The organism is Mesorhizobium xinjiangense (genome assembly GCF_009749525.1).
GTDB classification, from domain to species: Bacteria; Pseudomonadota; Alphaproteobacteria; order Rhizobiales; family Rhizobiaceae; genus Mangrovimarina; species Mangrovimarina xinjiangensis.
On record NZ_WOAC01000009.1, the window covers coordinates 25,774 to 43,661 of the forward strand.

Genomic DNA, 17,888 nt, shown 5'->3' on the forward strand with positions numbered 1-17,888 from the left:
TGCCTATACATGAGCCGGCAGGGAATCACAAGACCGCGCAGCATGGCGGGCGCCCGGCCCGCACCGGGCGGAAAGAGAGGTTCCGATGGCGGCATTGCCGACCGACGGAGACACGCGAAAAAGGTCCTTGAGACCACTCACCAGCATGCTGCCCTATCTCCGGCGCTATCGCGGCCTGGTGACGGGCGCCGGTGTCTCGCTCGTGCTGGCGGCACTGGCCACGCTGTCCCTGCCGCTGGCGGTCCGGCGCATGATCGACCACGGCTTTACCGATTCCGATTCCGCGTTGATCGCCAACTATTTCTCGATGCTGATCGTGATCGCCGCCGTGCTCGCGGCGGCCTCGGCGCTGCGCTACTTCTTTGTCATCACGCTCGGCGAACGCATTGTCGCCGATCTCAGACGTGACGTCTTCGAACATGTCACCAGCCTGTCGCCGGCCTTTTTCGACCGGGTGCGCTCGGGCGAGATCGTCTCGCGGCTGACGGCGGACACGACGCAGATCAAGTCCGCGCTCGGCGCGACCGTTTTCGTCGCGCTGCGCAACATCATCCTCGGGGTCGGCGCGCTCGTCATGATGGTGGTGACGAGCCCCAAGCTTTCCCTGCTCGTCATCGGCGCGATCCCGCTGATCGTCCTGCCGCTCGTCGCCTTCGGCCGTTCGGTCCGGCGCAAGTCGCGCCTCGCCCAGGACATGCTGGCCGACGCCTCGGCCTATGCGAGCGAGCAGATCGGCGCGGTGCGCACCATGCAGGCCTTCACCAACGAACGACTGGTCACGGGCACGTTCGCCTCTGCCGTCGAGAACGCCTTCCACGCGGCGCAATCCTCCGTCCGCGCCCGTTCGCTGCTCACCTTCTTCGCCATTTTCATGATCTTCGCCTCGGTGGTGGCCGTCTTATGGATCGGCTCGCAGGACGTTCTGGCCGGTTCGATTTCCGGCGGCACGCTCGGCCAGTTCGTATTCTATGCGGTGTTTGCGGCCGGGGCGCTCGGCGCGCTTTCCGACGTGTGGGGCGAATTGAGCCAGGCCTCGGGCGCCGCCGAACGCCTGGCCGAGCTGCTGGCAGAGCAACCGACCGTCACAATACCCCCCGCCCCGCAACGCTTTCCCGTGGACGCGCCCGGCGCGCTGGAGTTCCGCGACGTCGTTTTCGCCTACCCGACGCATCCCGAACGCTCGGCCCTGCACGGGCTCTCCTTTACTGCCAAGCCCGGCGAAACGATCGCCATCGTCGGCCCGTCCGGTTCCGGCAAGAGCACGGTCTTCTCTCTCCTGATGCGCTTTTACGACCCGCAGGAGGGCGCGGTGGCGATCGACGGGATCGACCTCACGCAGGCCGACCCGCGCGTCGCGCGGCAACGCATTGCCCTGGTGCCGCAGGAAATGACGATCTTCGCAACCACCATACGCGACAACATCGCCTTCGGTCGGCCGGACGCAAGCGACGACGAAATCGAAACGGCGGCACGCGACGCGCTGGCCGACGAATTCATCCGCACGCTTCCCAAGGGCTACGCCACCATGGTCGGCGAGCGCGGCATCACGCTTTCGGGAGGCCAGCGCCAGCGCATCGCGATTGCCCGCGCAATCCTGCGCGGCGCGCCGATCCTGCTCCTCGACGAGGCGACGTCGGCGCTCGACGCCGAAAGCGAGACGCTGGTCCAGGCGGCGCTGGAACGCCTGATGAAGGATCGCACGACGCTGGTCATCGCGCACCGCCTGGCGACCGTTCTGAAGGCCGACCGCATCCTGGTGCTCGACGAGGGGCGCATCGTCGAGCAGGGAACCCATGACAGCCTGGTGGCGCAGGACGGCGTTTACGCAAAGCTCGCCCGGCTGCAATTCGAAACCGGCGCCGACGCCTTCAGGAATGCGGCGGAGTAACGGGCTGATCGGGTCGCCAATCGGCGAGCAACGTCATGCATCCCAACGACTTCGTCTTCTCGAAATGCCTTTCATCGGCGGTGAGAAACACACCGCCGCGCATAATCGCCATCGCGTGATAGATCGAGTCCTGGAGTTGTGGAGCACCTCGAGCCGGTGTCCGCGAAGTGGCGATGCGTTCGGCCTGCTTCAATTCCTCGAAATCTGGCTCAAGCAGGAGAAAGCCGACCTGCCGCAAGTCATTCAGCAATCTCATGGGAACGTCGAACGGAACCGAATAGTGCAATGCGACGGACAACACCTCATAGAGCACCAAGGTGGGTGCGATCATCTGGGTGGCGTTCTCCGCGAAATGCTCGATCGCGGACCGCGCCAGGACGCTGTCGTTTTCGTCTCTGAACAGCTTGACTAGAAGGGAGGCATCAAGAACGAACATCAGTGAGGCCGAGCGTGGCGATCGACCTGATACGCTTCGCGCTCGCGGCGCAGTCGGCGCAGCAGTTCGACGCTGTCTTCTTCGCCGCTGGACGTTCCCTGGATTTCGTCGAGGGTTTGCCTTAATCGCGCGACGGCGACCTTTCGCAATGCATCGGCAATCGCCAATTCGACAAAGCCGGAGCGCTTGCTCTTCGGAATGTCGCGGTCCAACTGCTCCTTGACGGCCGCATCGATGGAGAATGTCGCCCTTTCCTTGGATGGCTCTCTCATTTGCATACTCCACAGTAGTACAAAATCGTATGATCCTTATCACATGGCGGCCATTCCCGCCATCGCTCACAGAAACGTCGCGATCTCCGACAATGGCTTCTTTTCCGTCGCATGGGCCGGAATGGTGGCGTTCTCCTTGGGATAGCCGACGACGAGCAGGATATAGGGCTTGTCGTGCGGATCGCGGCCGCAGATCGCGTTCAGAAAACTCATCGGATTGGGCGTGTGGGTGAGTGTGGCCAGTCCTGCGCGGTGTAGGGCTGCGATGAGAAAACCGGTCGCGATCGACACGGATTCGGGCACGTAATAGTTCTTCCGCCTGACCCCGTCGGCCGAGCGGCTTTTGCGCTCGCCGAAGATGCAGATCAGCCACGGTGCCTCCTCCAGAAATGGCTTCGCGGCGTCCGTGCCGAGTGGTTCCAGCGCCTTCAGCCATTCCTCGCCGGCGCGGCCCTCGTAGAAGGCGCGCTCCTCTTCCTCCGCCGCCTGGCGGATCCGCGCCTTGATCGCCGCATCGCCGATCACGGCGAAATGCCAGGGCTGATGGTTGGCGCCGCTCGGCGCGGTGCCGGCGGCCAGGATGCACGTCTCGATGATGTCGCGCGGCACCGGGCGCGAGGAGAAATCGCGCACCGTGTGACGCGTTCGGATGTCCTCGTAAAACCTGTGCGCCCGCGCACGCATCTCCTCGACCGGCAATTCGCCATAGTCGGGCAGCGGGATCGGCCGATACGCGCTTGTCGTGCCTATGCTCATCTTATCTCCTTGTCGCGATATTGGATCGTTGGATCGTTGGATCGTTGCCGGACGCGGGGGTGGCATCAGCCAAGCCGGCTTGCGGCGTGCCGGCCGGCATTGCGGCCGGAAAAGATGCACCCGCCGAGAAAGGTTCCTTCCAGCGCGTTGTAGCCGTGGTAGCCGCCGCCGCCGAAGCCGGCCACCTCGCCGACGGCATAAAGACCGGGGATCGCCTCGCCGCTCCGGTCCAGCGCCTCGCCGTCGAGATTGGTGTGCAGGCCGCCCAGCGTCTTGCGCGTCAGGATATGGAGGCGCACCGCGATCAGCGGTCCGTTGTCGGGGTCGAGGATCTTGTGCGGCGCGGCGGTGCGGACCAGCCTGTCGCCCAGATAGGCGCGGGCGCCGCGGATCGCGGTGACCTGCGCATCCTTGGAAAACGGATTGTCGATCGCGCGGTCGCGCGCCTCGATCTGCGCCTTCAGCCGCTCGCAATCGATCAGCTTCTCGCCGGTCTTGGCGTTCATCGCCTCGACCAGATCGCGCAGGCAATCGCGGACGATGAAGTCCTCGCCCTTCTCCTTGAACGCCTCGACCGGCGGCGGCGCGCCCGCACCGCGGCGGCTTTTGAGCACCGCACGCCAGCTCCTGGCGGTGAAGTCGGGATTCTGCTCCGAGCCCGAAAGCGCGAATTCCTTCTTGATGATCGGCTGGGTCAGGACGAACCACGACCAGTCGTAGCCGGTGGCCAGAATGTACCTGAGCGTCGAAAGCGTGTCGAAACCGGGCAGGCAGGGCGCGGGCAGGCGCTCGCCGCGCGCGTCGAACCACATGGACGACGGGCCGGGCAGGATGCGGATGCCGTGGTTGGGCCAGATCGGCGACCAGTTCTTCACGCCCTCCGTATAGTGCCACATGCGGTCGGCATTGATGACTGCCGCACCCGCGGCCTCGGCCACCGCGATCATCCGCCCGTCGACGTGATGCGGCACGCCGGCGATCATCGAATTCGGGGCCGGCCCGAGACGCTCGACCGGCCAGTTCCGGCGCACCAGGTCCAGATCGCCGCCGATGCCGCCGGAGGCGACGATGACCGCGCTGGCCGGCATCTCGAATTCGGCAATGACGTCGCGGCCCGACTTTTCGCCACGTCCGACCGTCGACGGCGCCAGCACCTCGCCGGCAACCCCTTGTAGGACACCGTTGGAAAGCATCAGCCGGCTGGCGCGGTGCCGGAACTTGAACTCCACCCGTCCCGCCGCGACGTGAGCACGCACGCGCCGCACGAAGGGCTCCAACACGCCCGGACCCGTGCCCCTGGTGATGTGAAAGCGCGGAACCGAATTGCCGTGACCATCGGCGTGGCCGCCGCCGCGCTCGGCCCAGCCGACGACCGGGAACCAGCGCATGCCCATGGCGTACAGCCAGGAGCGCATCTCGCCGGCCGCGAAGTCGACATAGGCCTCGGCCACCTTGCGCGGCCAATAGTCCTCTGCGCGATCGAACTGCGCCGAGCCGAGCCAGTCCTGCCAGGCGAGCTCGCGGCTGTCCTTTATCCGCATTCGCCGCTGCTCGGGGCTGTCGACGAAGAACAGGCCGCCGAGCGACCAGAACGCCTGGCCGCCGAGGGAATTCGGCCCTTCCTGCTCGAGGATCGTCACACTGCGGCCGGCATCCGCCAGTTCCGCCGCCGCCACGAGGCCGGCGAGCCCACCGCCTATGATGATCGCATCCGCACCTTCTGCCACGGCATCCATCCCCGTTTGCAACGCATGGTAAGGGATTGGGCGGCAAGCGCAATTGGCGTCGATCTGTGGGTGGATGAACCGGTGTCAGGCGCCCTCATGGTGAGCCTGCCGAACCGCGAGAGCGTGAAGCTGCCCTCACCGCTCGGTCAGTTTGAGCTCGATGCGTCGGTTCTTCGCCCGCACTTCGGGCGTCTCGCCGGCTTCCAGCGGCTGGTATTCGCCGAAACCGGCCGCCACCAGGCGGTTCGCCGGCACGCCGTTGTCGATCAGGAACTTGACCACCGAGGTCGCGCGCGCCGAGGAAAGCTCCCAATTGTCGGCATAACGCCCCGTGCCCGAAAGCGGCACATCGTCGGTGTGGCCGTCGACGCGCAGCACCCAGCTGATCTCGGGCGGAATCTCGTTCTGCAGGTCGATGAGGGCGTCGGCGAGTTTTTTCATCTCGACCCGGCCGGCGTCGTTGAGGATCGCCGAGCCCGAGGGAAACAGGACCTCCGACTGGAAGACGAAGCGGTCGCCGACGATGCGGATGTTTTCCCGGTCGGACAGGATCTCGCGCAGGCGTCCGAAGAAGTCCGAGCGGTAGCGGTTCAGCTCCTGGACACGCTGCGCGAGCGCCACGTTCAGGCGGCGTCCGAGATCGGCGATCTTGGTGTTGGATTCGCGGTCGCGCCGCTCGGACACGTCGAGCGCCTGTTCCAGCGCGCCGATCTGCCGGCGCAGCGCGGCGATCTGCTGGTTCAGGAGCTCGACCTGGGAAAGGGCGCGCTGGGATACCTGCTGCTCGCTCTCCAGCCGGCCCTGCAAGCCGCTGATGCGGGCCTGTGCCGCCTCACCGGCCCCGGTGTCCTGCGCCAGAAGCTCTTCCAGCCGCGAACGTTCCTCTTCCGTCTCGCTCAGCGAAGCCCGCAGATTGGCGAGTTGGTCTTCGGTATCCTGGGTGTTGGAGCGCTCCAGCGCCAGAAGCTGCGTCAACTCATTGATCTGGGCGTTGAGGCGGTTGAGCACCGCGTCCTTGCCGGTGATCTCGCGGCTGAGCAGGAACTGCGCCAGCACGAAGACAGACAGGAGGAACATGATGGCCAGAAGCAGCGTCGCCAGCGCGTCGACAAAGCCCGGCCAGTAGTCGACGCCGCGCTGCGATCGCCTGGTGCGGGCGAGCGCCATGTCAGCGCGCCTCCTGGTGGCTCTTCAGCGATTCGGCGATCTTTTCCAGCGTAGCGCGGGTGGCGCGTTGTTCTTCCGATTGCGCCTCCACCCAGTCGCGCATCATCTGCTGTTCGTTGCGCATGTTCTTCACCAGCCCGGAGATCCCGTCGGCAAGCGACGCCATGGAGGCAGCGACACGCTGGTTGGAGCCGCCGGTCTCGTGCATGGCCTTCAGCCTTTCGGCCATTTCGCGCAGCTCGTCGGACGATTCGCCCTTCGTCGCGGCGGCCAGCTGAAAATCGGAACCAAGGTCGGTGACGCTCGAAAGCCAATTCTCCAGCTCCGTATAGAAGCGGTTCTGCGCCCGGCCCGCCTGCAGGTCGAGAAAACCGAGAACCAGCGAACCGGCCAGGCCGAACAGCGACGAGGAGAAGGCCGTGCCCATGCCGGCAAGCGGTGCCGACAGCCCGGCCTTCAGCGAGTCGAGCACGTCGTTAGCGTCGCCCGATGCGGGGTCGAGCGACTGGATCGTGTCGCCGATGGAGCCGATGGTCTGCAACAGGCCCCAGAACGTGCCGAGCAGGCCGAGAAACACCAGCAGTCCGATCAGGTAGCGGGAGATGTCGCGGCTCTCGTCGAGGCGCGTGGCGATCGAATCGAGGATCGAGCGCATCGACGCGGTCGACAGCGCGGTCGCCGAGGAGCGCGACAGCATCGCCTTCATCGGCGCCAGGAGAACCGGCTGGCCGGCATCCTGGCCGGTGCGGAAGGCGTTGACCCAGCGCACCTCGCGAAACAGCCTGGTGACCTGCTTGAAGGCCAGCAGGATGCCGACGGCGAGCACGCCCAGGATCAGCCCGTTCAGGCCCGGATTGGTGGCGAAGGCCGACGAGATCTGGCGATAGAGGATCGCCGCCACGAAGCCCGAAATCGCCAGGAAGATGAGCATCGACAAGAGGAAGACCTGGGGGCTCGACAGTTTGTGCGGATCGAACAGGCTGCTCTCGTCCAAGCCGTCCGTTGCCCGAGATCTGAACCATGCCATTTGCAATGCCCTCGAATTCGCTCCGCCCGGCCCGCCACGTCATCGGGACTTCCGCGCGCCGTGCGCGAAATCCGATGGCCGCCGGGCCTATGTCCCGTTGCGACTCTAATCGGAATTGTGACTAAATTGGAAGGCGCATGCAGCCATCTCATGGCCGTGCGATGACAAGAAGGTCCATCATCGCGGCCATATGGCATGCCGCGCCCGATATGACGAAGCCGTGCCACAAGGCACTCTGAAAGCGCAGTTTTTGCCAGATGAAGAAGATCACGCCGAACGAATAGACGATGCCGCCGGCAACGATCAGCCAGACGGTCGAGGCCGGCAGGACGCGGCCGATCTCACCGGCGACAGCCACACCGCTCCAGCCGATCGCCAGATAGAACACGACCGCCAGCCTGTCGTAGCGCCCGGGCAGGACGAGCTTGACCGCCATGCCGAGGCCTGCGGCAGCCCATACGACAAGGCACATGAGAAGCGCGGTCGGCATGTTCAGTTGTGCCAGAAAGGGCGTGTAGGTACCGGCGATCAGGAGATAGATGGCGGCATGATCGAAGCGCCTGAGCGCCCATTTGACCGGCGAAAGGGGCCACAGATTATAGGCGCAGGAGACCGACAGGACCGTCAGCAGCGATATGACATAAAAGACCGCCGCGGCGTATTCGCCTGTTCCGGCATGGCCGAACGACAACGCCAGCAGCGCAGCGCCGGCGGTGATCGCGAGCACGATGCCGACCGCATGCACGATCCCGTCGGCCCAGAGTTCGGCGCGCGAATAGCTGTATCGGCCCGAATAGGGCACATGAGGGCTTCGAAAAGGGCGGGAATTGTCCTCCATGGCCTCCTCCTGCCATGGCAGCGTGACATTTTTTTGAGCCCGCGGTCACAAAGCGGCCGCTGAACCAATTCCGGCAGGCGTCGATCCGGCCTCACTTGCCGGCCAGGGGCTTCCTCAACTGCTTCAGGAGTGCACGGTGGATCGCCTCGTTTCCGGCAACGATCGTGCCCTTGTCGAACATCGCCTGGCCGCCCTCGTCGTCGCTGACGAATCCGCCGGCCTCCCGGATCAAGAGCATCCCTGCTGCCGTGTCCCAGGGCGACAGGCCGGCTTCCCAGAATCCGTCGAGGCGGCCCGCCGCGACATAGGCCAGGTCGAGCGCGGCGGCACCCATGCGCCGAATGCCGGAGACCTCGCCCATGACGTTGCGCAATTCGATCAGCGCATTGCCGTGATGGCCGCGACCCAGATGGGGAATGCCGGTGCCGATCACACAGTCGACAAGTCTGCCGCGCGCCGCCACACGCAGGCGCCGGTCGTTCAAAAAGGCGCCGCCGCCGCGCTCGGCGGTGTAGAGCTCGTCCATGGCCGGATTGTAGATCACCCCGGCGACAAGCTGCCCCTGGCGCTCCAGCGCGATGGAAATGGCGAACAGCGGAATGCCGTGCAGGAAATTGGTCGTTCCGTCGAGCGGATCGACGATCCAGCGATGCTGCGGGTCGTCGCCCTCGACCACACCGCGCTCCTCCATGAGGAAGGAATAGCCCTGCCGGGCCCTGGAAAGCTCGTTGTAGATGATTTCCTCGGCCTTGCGATCGGCCTGGCTGACATAGTCGCCCGGTCCCTTGAGGGACACTTGCAGGTTCTGCACTTCGCCGAAATCGCGGGCGAGCGAGCGGCCGGCCTTGCTGGCCGCCTGAACCATGACGTTGAGAAGAGCCGAGCGGGCCATATATGTAAGTTCCCTTTTCGCCCCAGGCCTAGTCGGCGCGGCGGATGTAAGTCAGTTCACTGGTGTCGACGACGATCTTCTCGCCGGCCTCGATGAAGGGCGGCACCATCACGCGGATGCCGTTTTCGAGCACGGCCGGCTTGTAGGAGGACGTCGCGGTCTGGCCCTTGACCACCGGGTCGGCTTCGGCGATCGCGAGCGTCACCTGGTCGGGCAGCGAGATGCCGATCGGCTTTTCCTCGTAGAGTTCCACCGTCACCGTCATGCCGTCCTGCAGGAAGGCGGCGCGGTCGCCGACGAAATCCTTCTGCAGCTCAAGCTGCTCGTAGGTCTCCGTGTCCATGAACACGAGCGCTTCGCCCTGTTCGTAGAGATAGGAGAAGTCTTTCTGCTCGAGCCTTACGCGCTCCACCGTTGCGGCGGCGCGGAAGCGCTCGTTGAGCTTGGTGCCGTTGATCAGGTTTTTCAGTTCGACCTGATTGTAGGCGCCGCCCTTGCCCGGCTTGACCGCGTTGGTCTTGACCGCGACCCACAACCCGCCATCGTGCTCGATGACGTTGCCCGGTCGGATTTCGTTGCCGTTGATCTTCATGTTCACTTGATCCGGAAATTGTCTTGCATTGCGGCACCACTAGTGTCCCACACCAGCAACCTCATGATTGCAGCGTGGTTTTGGCTCTGAAATTCGTCTCGGCGCGCAATATATGGCATGTCACGAACCTCAAAACGACCACACTGGATGAATTCGCGCTTCCAAGACCATAAATCGGCCCGATAGGCAAGAGAGCGCCGCGCGGCCAGGACTGTCGAGCTGCGACTGGTCCGGGCGAATGCCTGCAGGTCCTAGAACATGTCCCGCTCAAACGGAATCGTTTGAGCGAAAGGTACATGTTCCAACATATTGATCTGGCGCGCATATCTTTGCTTCAAACGTTTCCGTTTGAAGCGAACGCGCGCTAGCGCAAGCGGTTCGCCCGCTCCAGCGCTTCTTTCTGCTCCTCCGCCGTCAGGCCCGCCAAAAGATCGTTGAGAACCGGGTCCTTCAGGCCGGCGCGGCGGGCCAGGATGTACCAGGCCGCCGCCTCGATCGAATCCGGCTCCGTGCCGAGGCCCTGCCAGTAGAGCTTGGCCAGGCGGCTTTGGGCGGCGACGTTGCCGCCATTGGCGGCCAGCTTCATCCAGCGAAAGCCGGTCTCGTAGTCGCGCGGGCCGCCGCGGCCTTCGACCAGCCAGGTCGCCAGTTCGACCTGGGCCGTGTCGTAGTTCTGGCGCGCCGCCTTGGCAAGAAGCGTCCGTGCCGCGCGTTCGTCGGCCATGCGTCCGCCGGTGCCGCGCGCCAGGACCTGGGCCATCGCATATTGGGCGTCGGCCAGGCCCAGTTCGGCCGCCTTCTCGTAATAGTCGATCGCCTTGTCGAGACCGGACGGTCCGGGTTCGCGCTCGATCGTCATCTGGGCATAATTGAACATGGCAAGCCGATTGCCGGCATCGGCCGCCTGGCCGAGCAGTTCATAGGCCCGGTCCTTGTCCTGGGACGCATATTTGCCGTCCATCAGCACCAGGGCGTATTGGAGCTGCGCTTCCGGCACGCCCTGCTCGGCCGCCTTGCCGTACCATTCGGCCGCTGCGGCCGGATCGCGCCGCACGCCCAGGCCGCGCGAATAGATCTCGGCGACCAGGGTCTGCGCGGCCGCATCCCCCTTCTGCGCCCGCGCCAGCCCCAGATTGAGGGCGGTGATATAAAGGCCGCGCTGAAAGGCGCCATAGGCGGCATCCGGCGTCTTCTGACCGAAGCGCTGCGGATCGACGATATCCACGTGGGACGGTCCGGCCCGGTCGCCCTCGGCGGCCAGGGCGGGCACCGCGTACACAAATGCCGCCAGAACGGCCGCGCCGACGAACCGCACCACGCTCACCCGACGTCTCCCGGTGTCCGCACCTCGGCATCCAGCACCGCATTGGCCCGCGCCACGGCATCAGCCGGGTCGGCGTCGGGCGCATAGACGGCCGCGCCAAGGGCGACGAAGTCGGCCCCGGTTTGCGCAACCGCCGCCGCGCTGTCGGTTGTGTTGCCGCCCATGACGACGACCGGGATCTCGACCATCTCGGCCCACCAGCGCCCGAGGGTCAGATTGCGCGGATGCGGTTCCGGCTTGTTGTCGTAGCCGAAGCGGCCGAAAAAGATGTAATCGGGCTGCAACTCGCCCAGAGCGAGCGCCTCGTCGCGCGTCTTTGCGCCGCCGGTGCCGATCATCATCTGGTGATGCAGGCGGTCGACGGCGTCGGCCACCACGTCCCGGCCGCCCTCGACATGCAGGCCGTCGGCCTTGACGCGCGCGGCGATGCGTCCCTCGCCGGTCAGCATGACGGCTATCCCCCGCTCCTGCGCCGCCGGCACGATCTTTTCGGCAAGGCGCTGGTAGCCGGCTTCCTCCATGTCGTAGACGGGCAGAATGAGCGAGGCGACGTCGCCGCCATCATAGGCGGCGGCGAGCCGCGCGGGATCGGGGGTAGGCGGCGCGATCAGCACGAGACGGCAGCGCTCTGGCGGTCTTGATTCGGTCATGGAGCTTCCGGCTTTGGCCTTCGAAAATGTTTGCAGTTTGGCATAGAGCACTCGGACGCCCTTGAACAGTCGTGGCGGCTCGGCGAATAAGGGGCACACATGCGATCAAATTCTCTCCCTCTGCCGGTTCTTCCATGGATGCCGTGATTACCGACCCCGTCTTCTATCTCGCCGCGGTGCCCGCCGTCATCCTCGTCGGTCTGGCCAAGGGCGGGCTGGGCGGCGCCATGGGTTTTCTCGGCGTGCCGCTGATGGCGCTGGTGATTTCGCCGGTCCAGGCGGCCGCAATCCTGCTGCCGATCCTGGTGGTCATGGACATCGTGTCGCTGTGGTCGTGGCGCGGCTATTTCAACCGCCAAGTGCTCGCCATCATGCTTCCCGGCGCACTGGTCGGCATCGCGCTCGGCTGGCTGACGGCGGCACTCGTCACCGCCGACGCGGTGCGCCTCATCCTGGGCCTGGTGACGATCCTGTTCGTGCTGCGCTGGCTGATGCAGAAATTTGCCCGCTCCGAAGGATCCGCATCGCCGCGCACCGGGCTCGGATTGCTGTGGGGCGCCGTCAGCGGCTTCACCAGCTTCGTCGCCCATGCCGGCGGCCCGCCCTACCAGGTCTACACCCTGCCCTTGCGCATGGAGCCGAAGATCTTCGTCGGCACCAGCGTCATCTTCTTCGCCGTCGTCAACGCCGTGAAGCTCGTCCCCTATTTCGCCCTCGGCCAGTTCAGCACGGTCAATCTTGCGACCTCGGCCGCGCTCCTGCCGCTGGCGCCGCTCGCCACGCTTTCGGACGCCTTCGTGGTCAAGCGCATGCGGGCGGAAATCTTCTATCTACTGACCTATGCGACGGTGCTCATCGTGGCGATCAAGCTGGTCTGGGACGGCGCGGCGGCCTTCGGCTGATGACGCGTCCGCAATTGGCGGATAATCTTCTTCGAAAACCAAAAGCGGAGGAAACGCCGGTGGCCAACATCTTCGATATCGGGCTCGATCGCAACGCGGCCAATTTTCAGCCGCTGACGCCGCTGAGCCTTCTCGAGCGGGCGGCCAGGGCCTATCCCGATCATCCGGCGGTGATCCACGGCACAAGCAAGCTCAGCTATCGCGACTTCTATCGACGCTCGCGCATGCTCGCCTCGGCGCTGGCGCAAAAGGGCGTCGGCAGGGGCGACACGGTGACGGTCATGCTGTCGAACACGCCGGCAATGCTGGAGGCGCATTTCGGCGTGCCGATGGCCGGGGCGGTACTCCATTCGCTCAATACGCGGCTCGACGCAGCCATCATCGCCTTCCAGCTCGACCACGCAGAGACCAGGCTGCTGATCGTCGACCGGGAATTTGCCGCCGTCGTCGGCGAAGCGCTGGAACTGGCCAGCGTCGATCCGGTCGTCATCGACTATGACGACCCCGAATATCCCGATGACGCGCCCTACTCCAAGGGCGAGCCGATCGGGTCGCTGGACTATGAAACCTTCGTGCAATCCGGCGATGCGGATTTCGCCTGGACGATGCCCGCGGACGAATGGGACGCCATCGCGCTCAATTACACCTCCGGCACGACGGGCAATCCCAAGGGCGTCGTCTATCACCATCGCGGTGCCGCGCTGATGGCCTATGCCAACACCATCCACGCGCAGATGGGCAAGCATTGCGTCTATCTGTGGACGCTGCCGATGTTCCACTGCAACGGCTGGTGCTTTCCCTGGACGCTCGCCATGCAGGCCGGCACGCATGTGTGCCTGCGCTGGGTGCGCGCCAAGGCGATGTATGACGCCATCGCCGAGCATGGCGTGACGCATCTGTGCGGCGCTCCGATCGTCATGGCGACACTGATCGACGCTCCAGAGGAACAAAAGCGCAGCTTCGCCCAGGCCGTCACCTTCAGCACGGCCGCAGCACCCCCGCCCGAACCGGTGCTGGCCGGCATGGCCGAGGCCGGTTTCACCGTGACACATCTCTACGGTCTGACCGAGACCTACGGGCCGGCCGTGGTCAACGAATGGAAAGGCGAGTGGGACGGGCTCGACAGCGCCGCCGCCACGGCGAAGAAGGCGCGCCAGGGCGTGCGCTATGCCGCGCTCGAGGAGCTTGCCGTGATGGATCCCGCGACCATGCAGCCAGTGCCCGCCGACGGCGCGACGATCGGCGAGGTGATGTTTCGCGGCAACATCGTCATGAAGGGCTATCTGAAAAACCGGGAAGCAACCGAGGAGGCGCTGGCCGGCGGCTGGTTCCATTCCGGCGATCTCGGCGTCATGCATCCCGACGGCTACATCCAGCTCAAGGACCGCTCCAAGGACATCATCATTTCCGGCGGCGAGAACATTTCCTCGATCGAGGTCGAGGACGCGCTCTACAAGCACCCTGCCGTCGCCTCCTGCGCCGTCGTCGCCAAGGCGGACGACAAATGGGGCGAGACGCCGGTCGCCTATGTCGAACTCAAACCGGGCCGAACCGCAAGCGAAGCCGAGATCATCGACCATTGCCGGAGCCTGCTGGCCCGCTTCAAATGCCCCAGTAAGGTCGTCTTCGCCGGGATCCCGAAGACCTCGACCGGCAAGATCCAAAAATTCCGCCTGCGCGAGGAAGCAAAGAGCTTGTAAGGGTCGCCAACGCTATTGCGGCGCGATGGGGCGCCAGGTCGAGAGCATGCGGCGCTCGGCCACGGCGTAGCTCCAAAAATGGCCTTGGAACGGCTGGTCGTGCCGGCGGCTGATCGACAAGCCCGACAGGTGGCACAAGAGCAGCGTTCCGACCCCGCCATGGGCAACGATCGCCACATCGCCGTCTGCGTTGGCGTCGACGATCGAGACAAAGGCGGCACGGACCCGCCGCTGGGCGTCGACGGCGCGTTCCCACCCCTGAACGCTCGTCACCGGCTCCGCAAAGAACCGGTCGGCCAGTTGCTCGAACTTTGGCGCGGGCAGGTAGCCTGTCGCGCTGCGGTCGTTCTCATTCAGACCGGGATGCACCGCGACAGGGAGACCGTGCGCCGCGGCGAGGATGCCCGCAGCTTCAATCGCCTTGGTCTCTTCGCTGGCCCAGACCGCGCCAAGGTCCTGCATCGCAGCCGACGCGGCAAAGCTCCGCATGCGCGCGATGCCCTTGTCGGAGAGATGCCAGCGCGGGACGGGCCGGCCGGGATCGACCACGACTTCGGGATGCGTGATGAAATGGATCATCCTCATGAGCGTTCCTTGTGCAATACCGCTCGTTTTTCCATGAATCCCGGCCCTGTTAACACTCCATTAAGCTTTACGTGCGTTTACTATCTTCATCCAGTGATCTGGATTCCTACTGAGCGGCCGAGCTGCTCTGTTTGACGCCTCCCTGTTAGACTCCTGAGAGCCGCTCCCATGCGGCTCTTTTTTTGTTGCGGCCTGTGCCGCACCCTGGCCGACTATCCAGCCTTTGCCGCTCCATTAACCTTCTGTTAAACACGCCCTTGCCTTGCCGGGGAAGAAGCCGCATTTTCGGCTCGGACCGGTCGGAGACCACCACCACAATCGTGTAGGTGGCGATTGACGATGCCGGCGCAGCGGCGCAGGTTCAGGTGAGAGAGCGCCTTTGCTTGTCCGCAGGACGTGCGGCGCTTCGAGGTTCAGGGATGCGCAGGCAATGAGTGAGCCGAACAGGAAAATGGCCGACACCGTCATACTGGCGGAGCACCGCGTGTTCTCCCCCTCCTTCAAGCCGCTCTACGATGAGGGCATGGCGCTCGTGGAAGAGACGGCGGAATATCTCGACGGCGAGGGCCGGGCGGCCGCGAAAACGCTGGGCCGCGGCGCAGCCACACTCTATGCCGCCGAATCGATGCGGCTGACCACGCGGCTCATGCAGGTCGCCTCATGGCTGCTGCTGCAGCGTGCGGCCAATTCCGGCGAAATGACGCGCGAGCAGGTTGCGGCCGAAAAGGTCAAGGTTCGCCTCGATACTGCCTCGGCCCAGAACGAGGCGAAGGACTGGAACGACCTCCCCGGGGCGTTCCGCGATCTCGTGGCGCGTTCGCTCAGCCTGCAGTCGCTGGTGCGGCGCATGGACGAAGAGGTCTATGGCCGCGTGACCGACGCCGCAACCGACCAGGATACGGCCAACCCGGTGTCCGACCAGATCCGGCTTCTCAACACCGCCTTCGGCCACGGCTGATCCTCACGCCGCCCAACGCGCCATCGCCCGAAACAGTGGCTCGACCGCCGGCATGGCAAGCAGCGCGGCCCCCAGGATGAGGCAGAAGGTGACGCGCCGATACGTCGTCTCGCTCGCCAGGCCGTAGAGCCGCCAGCCGCCGAGCAGGCCGACGAAATAGAGCGGCGCGGCGACGATCCCCAGCATGACGACAGACCGCTCGAACAGGCCGGCAGCCCACAGATTGCCGATCGACAGGAACTCGCCGAGCAGGAACAGGGTGAGCAGGTTGGCCCGCACCACGGCCCCCGGCAGGGTGGATGCAAGCCAGTAGAAGATGACCGGCGGGCCGGGGATGGAGGCGATGCCGCCCAGCGTGCCGGCAATGCCGCCGACCCCGAACGAGACCGGCAGGCCGCGCGGCCCGTCATAGCGCCAGCCGCCCCACAGGCCGGCGGCACAGACCAGGATGGCGATGCAGATGCACCATCTGAGCACCGTCGGATCGCCATTCTTGAGGATATAGATGCCGAACGGCAGGAACAGCGCCAGGCCGACCGCCACCGGCAGCACCTCGCGCCAGCGCGCGATCTTCATCACGGGCAGGGTCAGCGGCACGGTGGGTATGGAGTCGATGATGACGATGATGACCAGCGCCGCCTTGGGCCCGTAAAGCGCCGCCGCGACGGGAGCGACGATCATGCCGGTTCCGAAACCCGACAGGCCGCGCGCCACGCCGGCGATCGCGACGGTCGCAATCAGGATGGCAAGCGGCACGTCGAATTCGGGCAATGTCATACCAATGGTCCGTCGGCCATCATGAAGTTGCGGCAGGGCCCGAGCGAGCAGCCGGGATTTCTCGACGTTGTTTCTGATTTGTTCACATCCGGCTGGCAATGGTCCTGTAGACGAATAAGGTAGGACCATGCAGCAGGCGATTCGCATCATCGGCATCGATCCCGGCCTTCGGCGCACCGGTTGGGGCGTGGTCGAAGCGCTCGGCAACACGCTCACCTTCATCGCCGCCGGCACGGTTCATTCCGACGGCAAGGCGGGGCTCGCCGAGCGGCTGCGCCAATTGCATGACGGACTGGCCGAAATCATCCGCGACCAGACCCCGCATGAGGCGGCGGTCGAGCAGACCTTCGTCAACCGCGACGCCACAGCGACGCTGAAGCTCGGCCAGGCACGCGGGATCGCCATGCTGGTGCCGGCGCTGGCCGGACTTTCGGTGGCCGAATACGCGCCCAACTCGGTGAAGAAATCGGTCATCGGCGTCGGCCATGGCGACAAGAAGCAGATCCACATGATGGTCAAGGTGCTGATGCCCAAGGCACGCTTCGACACCGACGACGCCGCCGACGCGCTGGCCATCGCCGTCTGCCACGCCCATCACCGCCAGAGCGTGCAATCGCGGCTTGCCGCGTTGGGGGCGTGAAGCTGCCCCGGCACCCCAATGTTCTTGACATGTTCCGCAAGTTGGAATAATTCTTACGTGTAAGAATTGGAGTCGGCAATGCGCGTTACGAGCAAGGGGCAGGTGACGATCCCACGGGATTTGCGGGAGATGTTCGGCATTCACGCCAACAGTGAAGTCATCTTCGGCATTGAAGGCGGGAAGATCACCATCACGCGCCGAGACGACGAACAACGGCAGGTCGATCGCGAGGGGCTTGATCGATTTCTGGCGGCCTTGGATCGCCTCGAGGGGACCGGCGATCAGGCAATCAATGCCGATGACATCATGACGTTGACGCGGGATCGCTGAACGTGGCCACACTGGTCGACACCAATGTCCTGATCGACATTGCTGTCCGCGACCCGGTCTGGTTCAGATGGTCACGATCCAAGCTGGAAAATGTGCGCAAGCGTGGCAGCGTTATCATCAACCAGATCATCTACGCCGAGTTTTCGATGCGGTATGACACGATCGATGAGGTGGACAGCGTACTGCCCGAAGGCGAATTCTTGCGCGAAGCACTGCCATGGGAGGCAGCCTTCGCCGCATCGAAGGCCTTCATGCGCTATCGCCGTCTTGGCGGTCCGCGCGAACGAGTGCTGCCCGACTTCCTGATCGGCGGACATGCCGCCATCAGAGAGTATACAATACTGACGCGGGATCCGACCGGCTTTCGTTCATATTTTCCGGGCGTCGACGTCCTTGCTCCGGATACCCATCCATGAATCGGAGATCC

Annotated in this window: 20 protein-coding genes; 7 read left to right on the plus strand and 13 right to left on the minus strand. The window is 64.8% G+C overall.

Annotated elements, in window-relative coordinates:
- The first annotated feature begins 85 nt into the window (after window positions 1–85).
- Complete coding sequence (locus tag GM909_RS11190; protein WP_157016470.1) at window positions 86–1,888, plus strand: ABC transporter transmembrane domain-containing protein; 1,803 nt, start codon at window positions 86–88, stop codon at window positions 1,886–1,888.
- Here GM909_RS11190 and GM909_RS11195 read toward each other — a convergent pair.
- The 11 genes from GM909_RS11195 to GM909_RS11245 all read right to left on the minus strand — a co-directional run bounded on the left by GM909_RS11195 (window position 1,869) and on the right by GM909_RS11245 (window position 11,569).
- Window positions 1,869–2,324, minus strand: a complete 456-nt coding sequence (locus GM909_RS11195) for a type II toxin-antitoxin system VapC family toxin (protein WP_157016471.1) — start codon at window positions 2,322–2,324, stop codon at window positions 1,869–1,871. The two genes, GM909_RS11190 and GM909_RS11195, sit on opposite strands and share 20 nt — an antisense overlap.
- Window positions 2,324–2,596 carry a hypothetical protein gene (locus tag GM909_RS11200; protein WP_157016472.1) on the minus strand — a complete coding sequence of 91 codons (273 nt, stop codon included), beginning with the start codon at window positions 2,594–2,596 and terminating at the stop codon, window positions 2,324–2,326. Before GM909_RS11200 ends, GM909_RS11195 begins: the two co-directional genes overlap by 1 nt.
- Before the next feature lie 66 nt (window positions 2,597–2,662).
- Window positions 2,663–3,352, minus strand: a complete 690-nt coding sequence (locus GM909_RS11205; protein WP_157016473.1) for a nitroreductase family protein — start codon at window positions 3,350–3,352, stop codon at window positions 2,663–2,665.
- 65 nt (window positions 3,353–3,417) lie between these two features.
- Window positions 3,418–5,079: an FAD-binding dehydrogenase gene (locus tag GM909_RS11210; protein WP_157016474.1), complete on the minus strand. Its 1,662-nt coding sequence runs from the start codon at window positions 5,077–5,079 to the stop codon at window positions 3,418–3,420.
- Between the two features lie 135 nt (window positions 5,080–5,214).
- Window positions 5,215–6,246 (minus strand): peptidoglycan -binding protein, encoded by a 1,032-nt coding sequence (locus tag GM909_RS11215; RefSeq protein ID WP_157016475.1) that lies wholly within the window; start codon window positions 6,244–6,246, stop codon window positions 5,215–5,217.
- 1 nt (window position 6,247) lies between these two features.
- The gene (locus tag GM909_RS11220; protein WP_157016476.1) at window positions 6,248–7,273 is read right to left on the minus strand and encodes a MotA/TolQ/ExbB proton channel family protein; all 1,026 of its coding nucleotides are present in this window, start codon (window positions 7,271–7,273) and stop codon (window positions 6,248–6,250) included.
- Window positions 7,274–7,421: 148 nt separating this feature from the next.
- Window positions 7,422–8,111: a PAQR family membrane homeostasis protein TrhA gene (gene trhA, locus GM909_RS11225; protein ID WP_157016477.1), complete on the minus strand. Its 690-nt coding sequence runs from the start codon at window positions 8,109–8,111 to the stop codon at window positions 7,422–7,424.
- A gap of 91 nt (window positions 8,112–8,202) precedes the next feature.
- Entirely contained in the window at window positions 8,203–9,003 is an 801-nt protein-coding gene (locus GM909_RS11230; protein WP_157016478.1) for an inositol monophosphatase family protein, read from the minus strand.
- Window positions 9,004–9,031: 28 nt separating this feature from the next.
- Window positions 9,032–9,595 carry an elongation factor P gene (efp, locus tag GM909_RS11235; RefSeq protein ID WP_157016479.1) on the minus strand — a complete coding sequence of 188 codons (564 nt, stop codon included), beginning with the start codon at window positions 9,593–9,595 and terminating at the stop codon, window positions 9,032–9,034.
- A gap of 364 nt (window positions 9,596–9,959) precedes the next feature.
- Window positions 9,960–10,913 (minus strand): tetratricopeptide repeat protein, encoded by a 954-nt coding sequence (locus GM909_RS11240; RefSeq protein ID WP_198174219.1) that lies wholly within the window; start codon window positions 10,911–10,913, stop codon window positions 9,960–9,962.
- A 2-nt stretch (window positions 10,914–10,915) separates the two neighbouring features.
- Window positions 10,916–11,569, minus strand: coding sequence for a thiamine phosphate synthase (locus GM909_RS11245; protein WP_157016481.1), 654 nt, complete (start codon window positions 11,567–11,569; stop codon window positions 10,916–10,918).
- A gap of 134 nt (window positions 11,570–11,703) precedes the next feature.
- Between GM909_RS11245 and GM909_RS11250 the strand changes: the two genes are divergently transcribed.
- Together GM909_RS11250 and GM909_RS11255 are read left to right on the plus strand one after the other, a co-directional pair.
- A complete protein-coding gene (locus GM909_RS11250; RefSeq protein ID WP_157016482.1) occupies window positions 11,704–12,471 on the plus strand; it encodes a sulfite exporter TauE/SafE family protein in 768 nt (255 codons plus the stop codon).
- Window positions 12,472–12,530: 59 nt separating this feature from the next.
- Window positions 12,531–14,171 (plus strand): acyl-CoA synthetase, encoded by a 1,641-nt coding sequence (locus tag GM909_RS11255; protein WP_157016483.1) that lies wholly within the window; start codon window positions 12,531–12,533, stop codon window positions 14,169–14,171.
- A 12-nt stretch (window positions 14,172–14,183) separates the two neighbouring features.
- Here GM909_RS11255 and GM909_RS11260 read toward each other — a convergent pair whose 3' ends face one another.
- Entirely contained in the window at window positions 14,184–14,756 is a 573-nt protein-coding gene (locus tag GM909_RS11260) for a histidine phosphatase family protein (protein WP_157016484.1), read from the minus strand.
- A 430-nt stretch (window positions 14,757–15,186) separates the two neighbouring features.
- Between GM909_RS11260 and rcdA the strand changes: the two genes are divergently transcribed.
- The gene (gene rcdA, locus GM909_RS11265; protein ID WP_157016485.1) at window positions 15,187–15,714 is read left to right on the plus strand and encodes a protease adaptor protein RcdA; all 528 of its coding nucleotides are present in this window, start codon (window positions 15,187–15,189) and stop codon (window positions 15,712–15,714) included.
- A 3-nt stretch (window positions 15,715–15,717) separates the two neighbouring features.
- Here rcdA and GM909_RS11270 read toward each other — a convergent pair whose 3' ends face one another.
- Window positions 15,718–16,491: a sulfite exporter TauE/SafE family protein gene (locus GM909_RS11270; protein ID WP_157016486.1), complete on the minus strand. Its 774-nt coding sequence runs from the start codon at window positions 16,489–16,491 to the stop codon at window positions 15,718–15,720.
- 127 nt (window positions 16,492–16,618) lie between these two features.
- Here GM909_RS11270 and ruvC point away from each other — a divergent pair, with 127 nt between their 5' ends.
- The 3 genes from ruvC (at window position 16,619) to GM909_RS11285 (ending at window position 17,877) form a co-directional block, all read left to right on the plus strand.
- Window positions 16,619–17,131, plus strand: a complete 513-nt coding sequence (gene ruvC, locus GM909_RS11275; RefSeq protein WP_157016487.1) for a crossover junction endodeoxyribonuclease RuvC — start codon at window positions 16,619–16,621, stop codon at window positions 17,129–17,131.
- Window positions 17,132–17,209: 78 nt separating this feature from the next.
- A complete protein-coding gene (locus tag GM909_RS11280; protein WP_157016488.1) occupies window positions 17,210–17,461 on the plus strand; it encodes an AbrB/MazE/SpoVT family DNA-binding domain-containing protein in 252 nt (83 codons plus the stop codon).
- Window positions 17,462–17,463: 2 nt separating this feature from the next.
- Window positions 17,464–17,877 carry a type II toxin-antitoxin system VapC family toxin gene (locus GM909_RS11285; RefSeq protein ID WP_157016489.1) on the plus strand — a complete coding sequence of 138 codons (414 nt, stop codon included), beginning with the start codon at window positions 17,464–17,466 and terminating at the stop codon, window positions 17,875–17,877.
- Window positions 17,878–17,888: the final 11 nt, after the last annotated feature.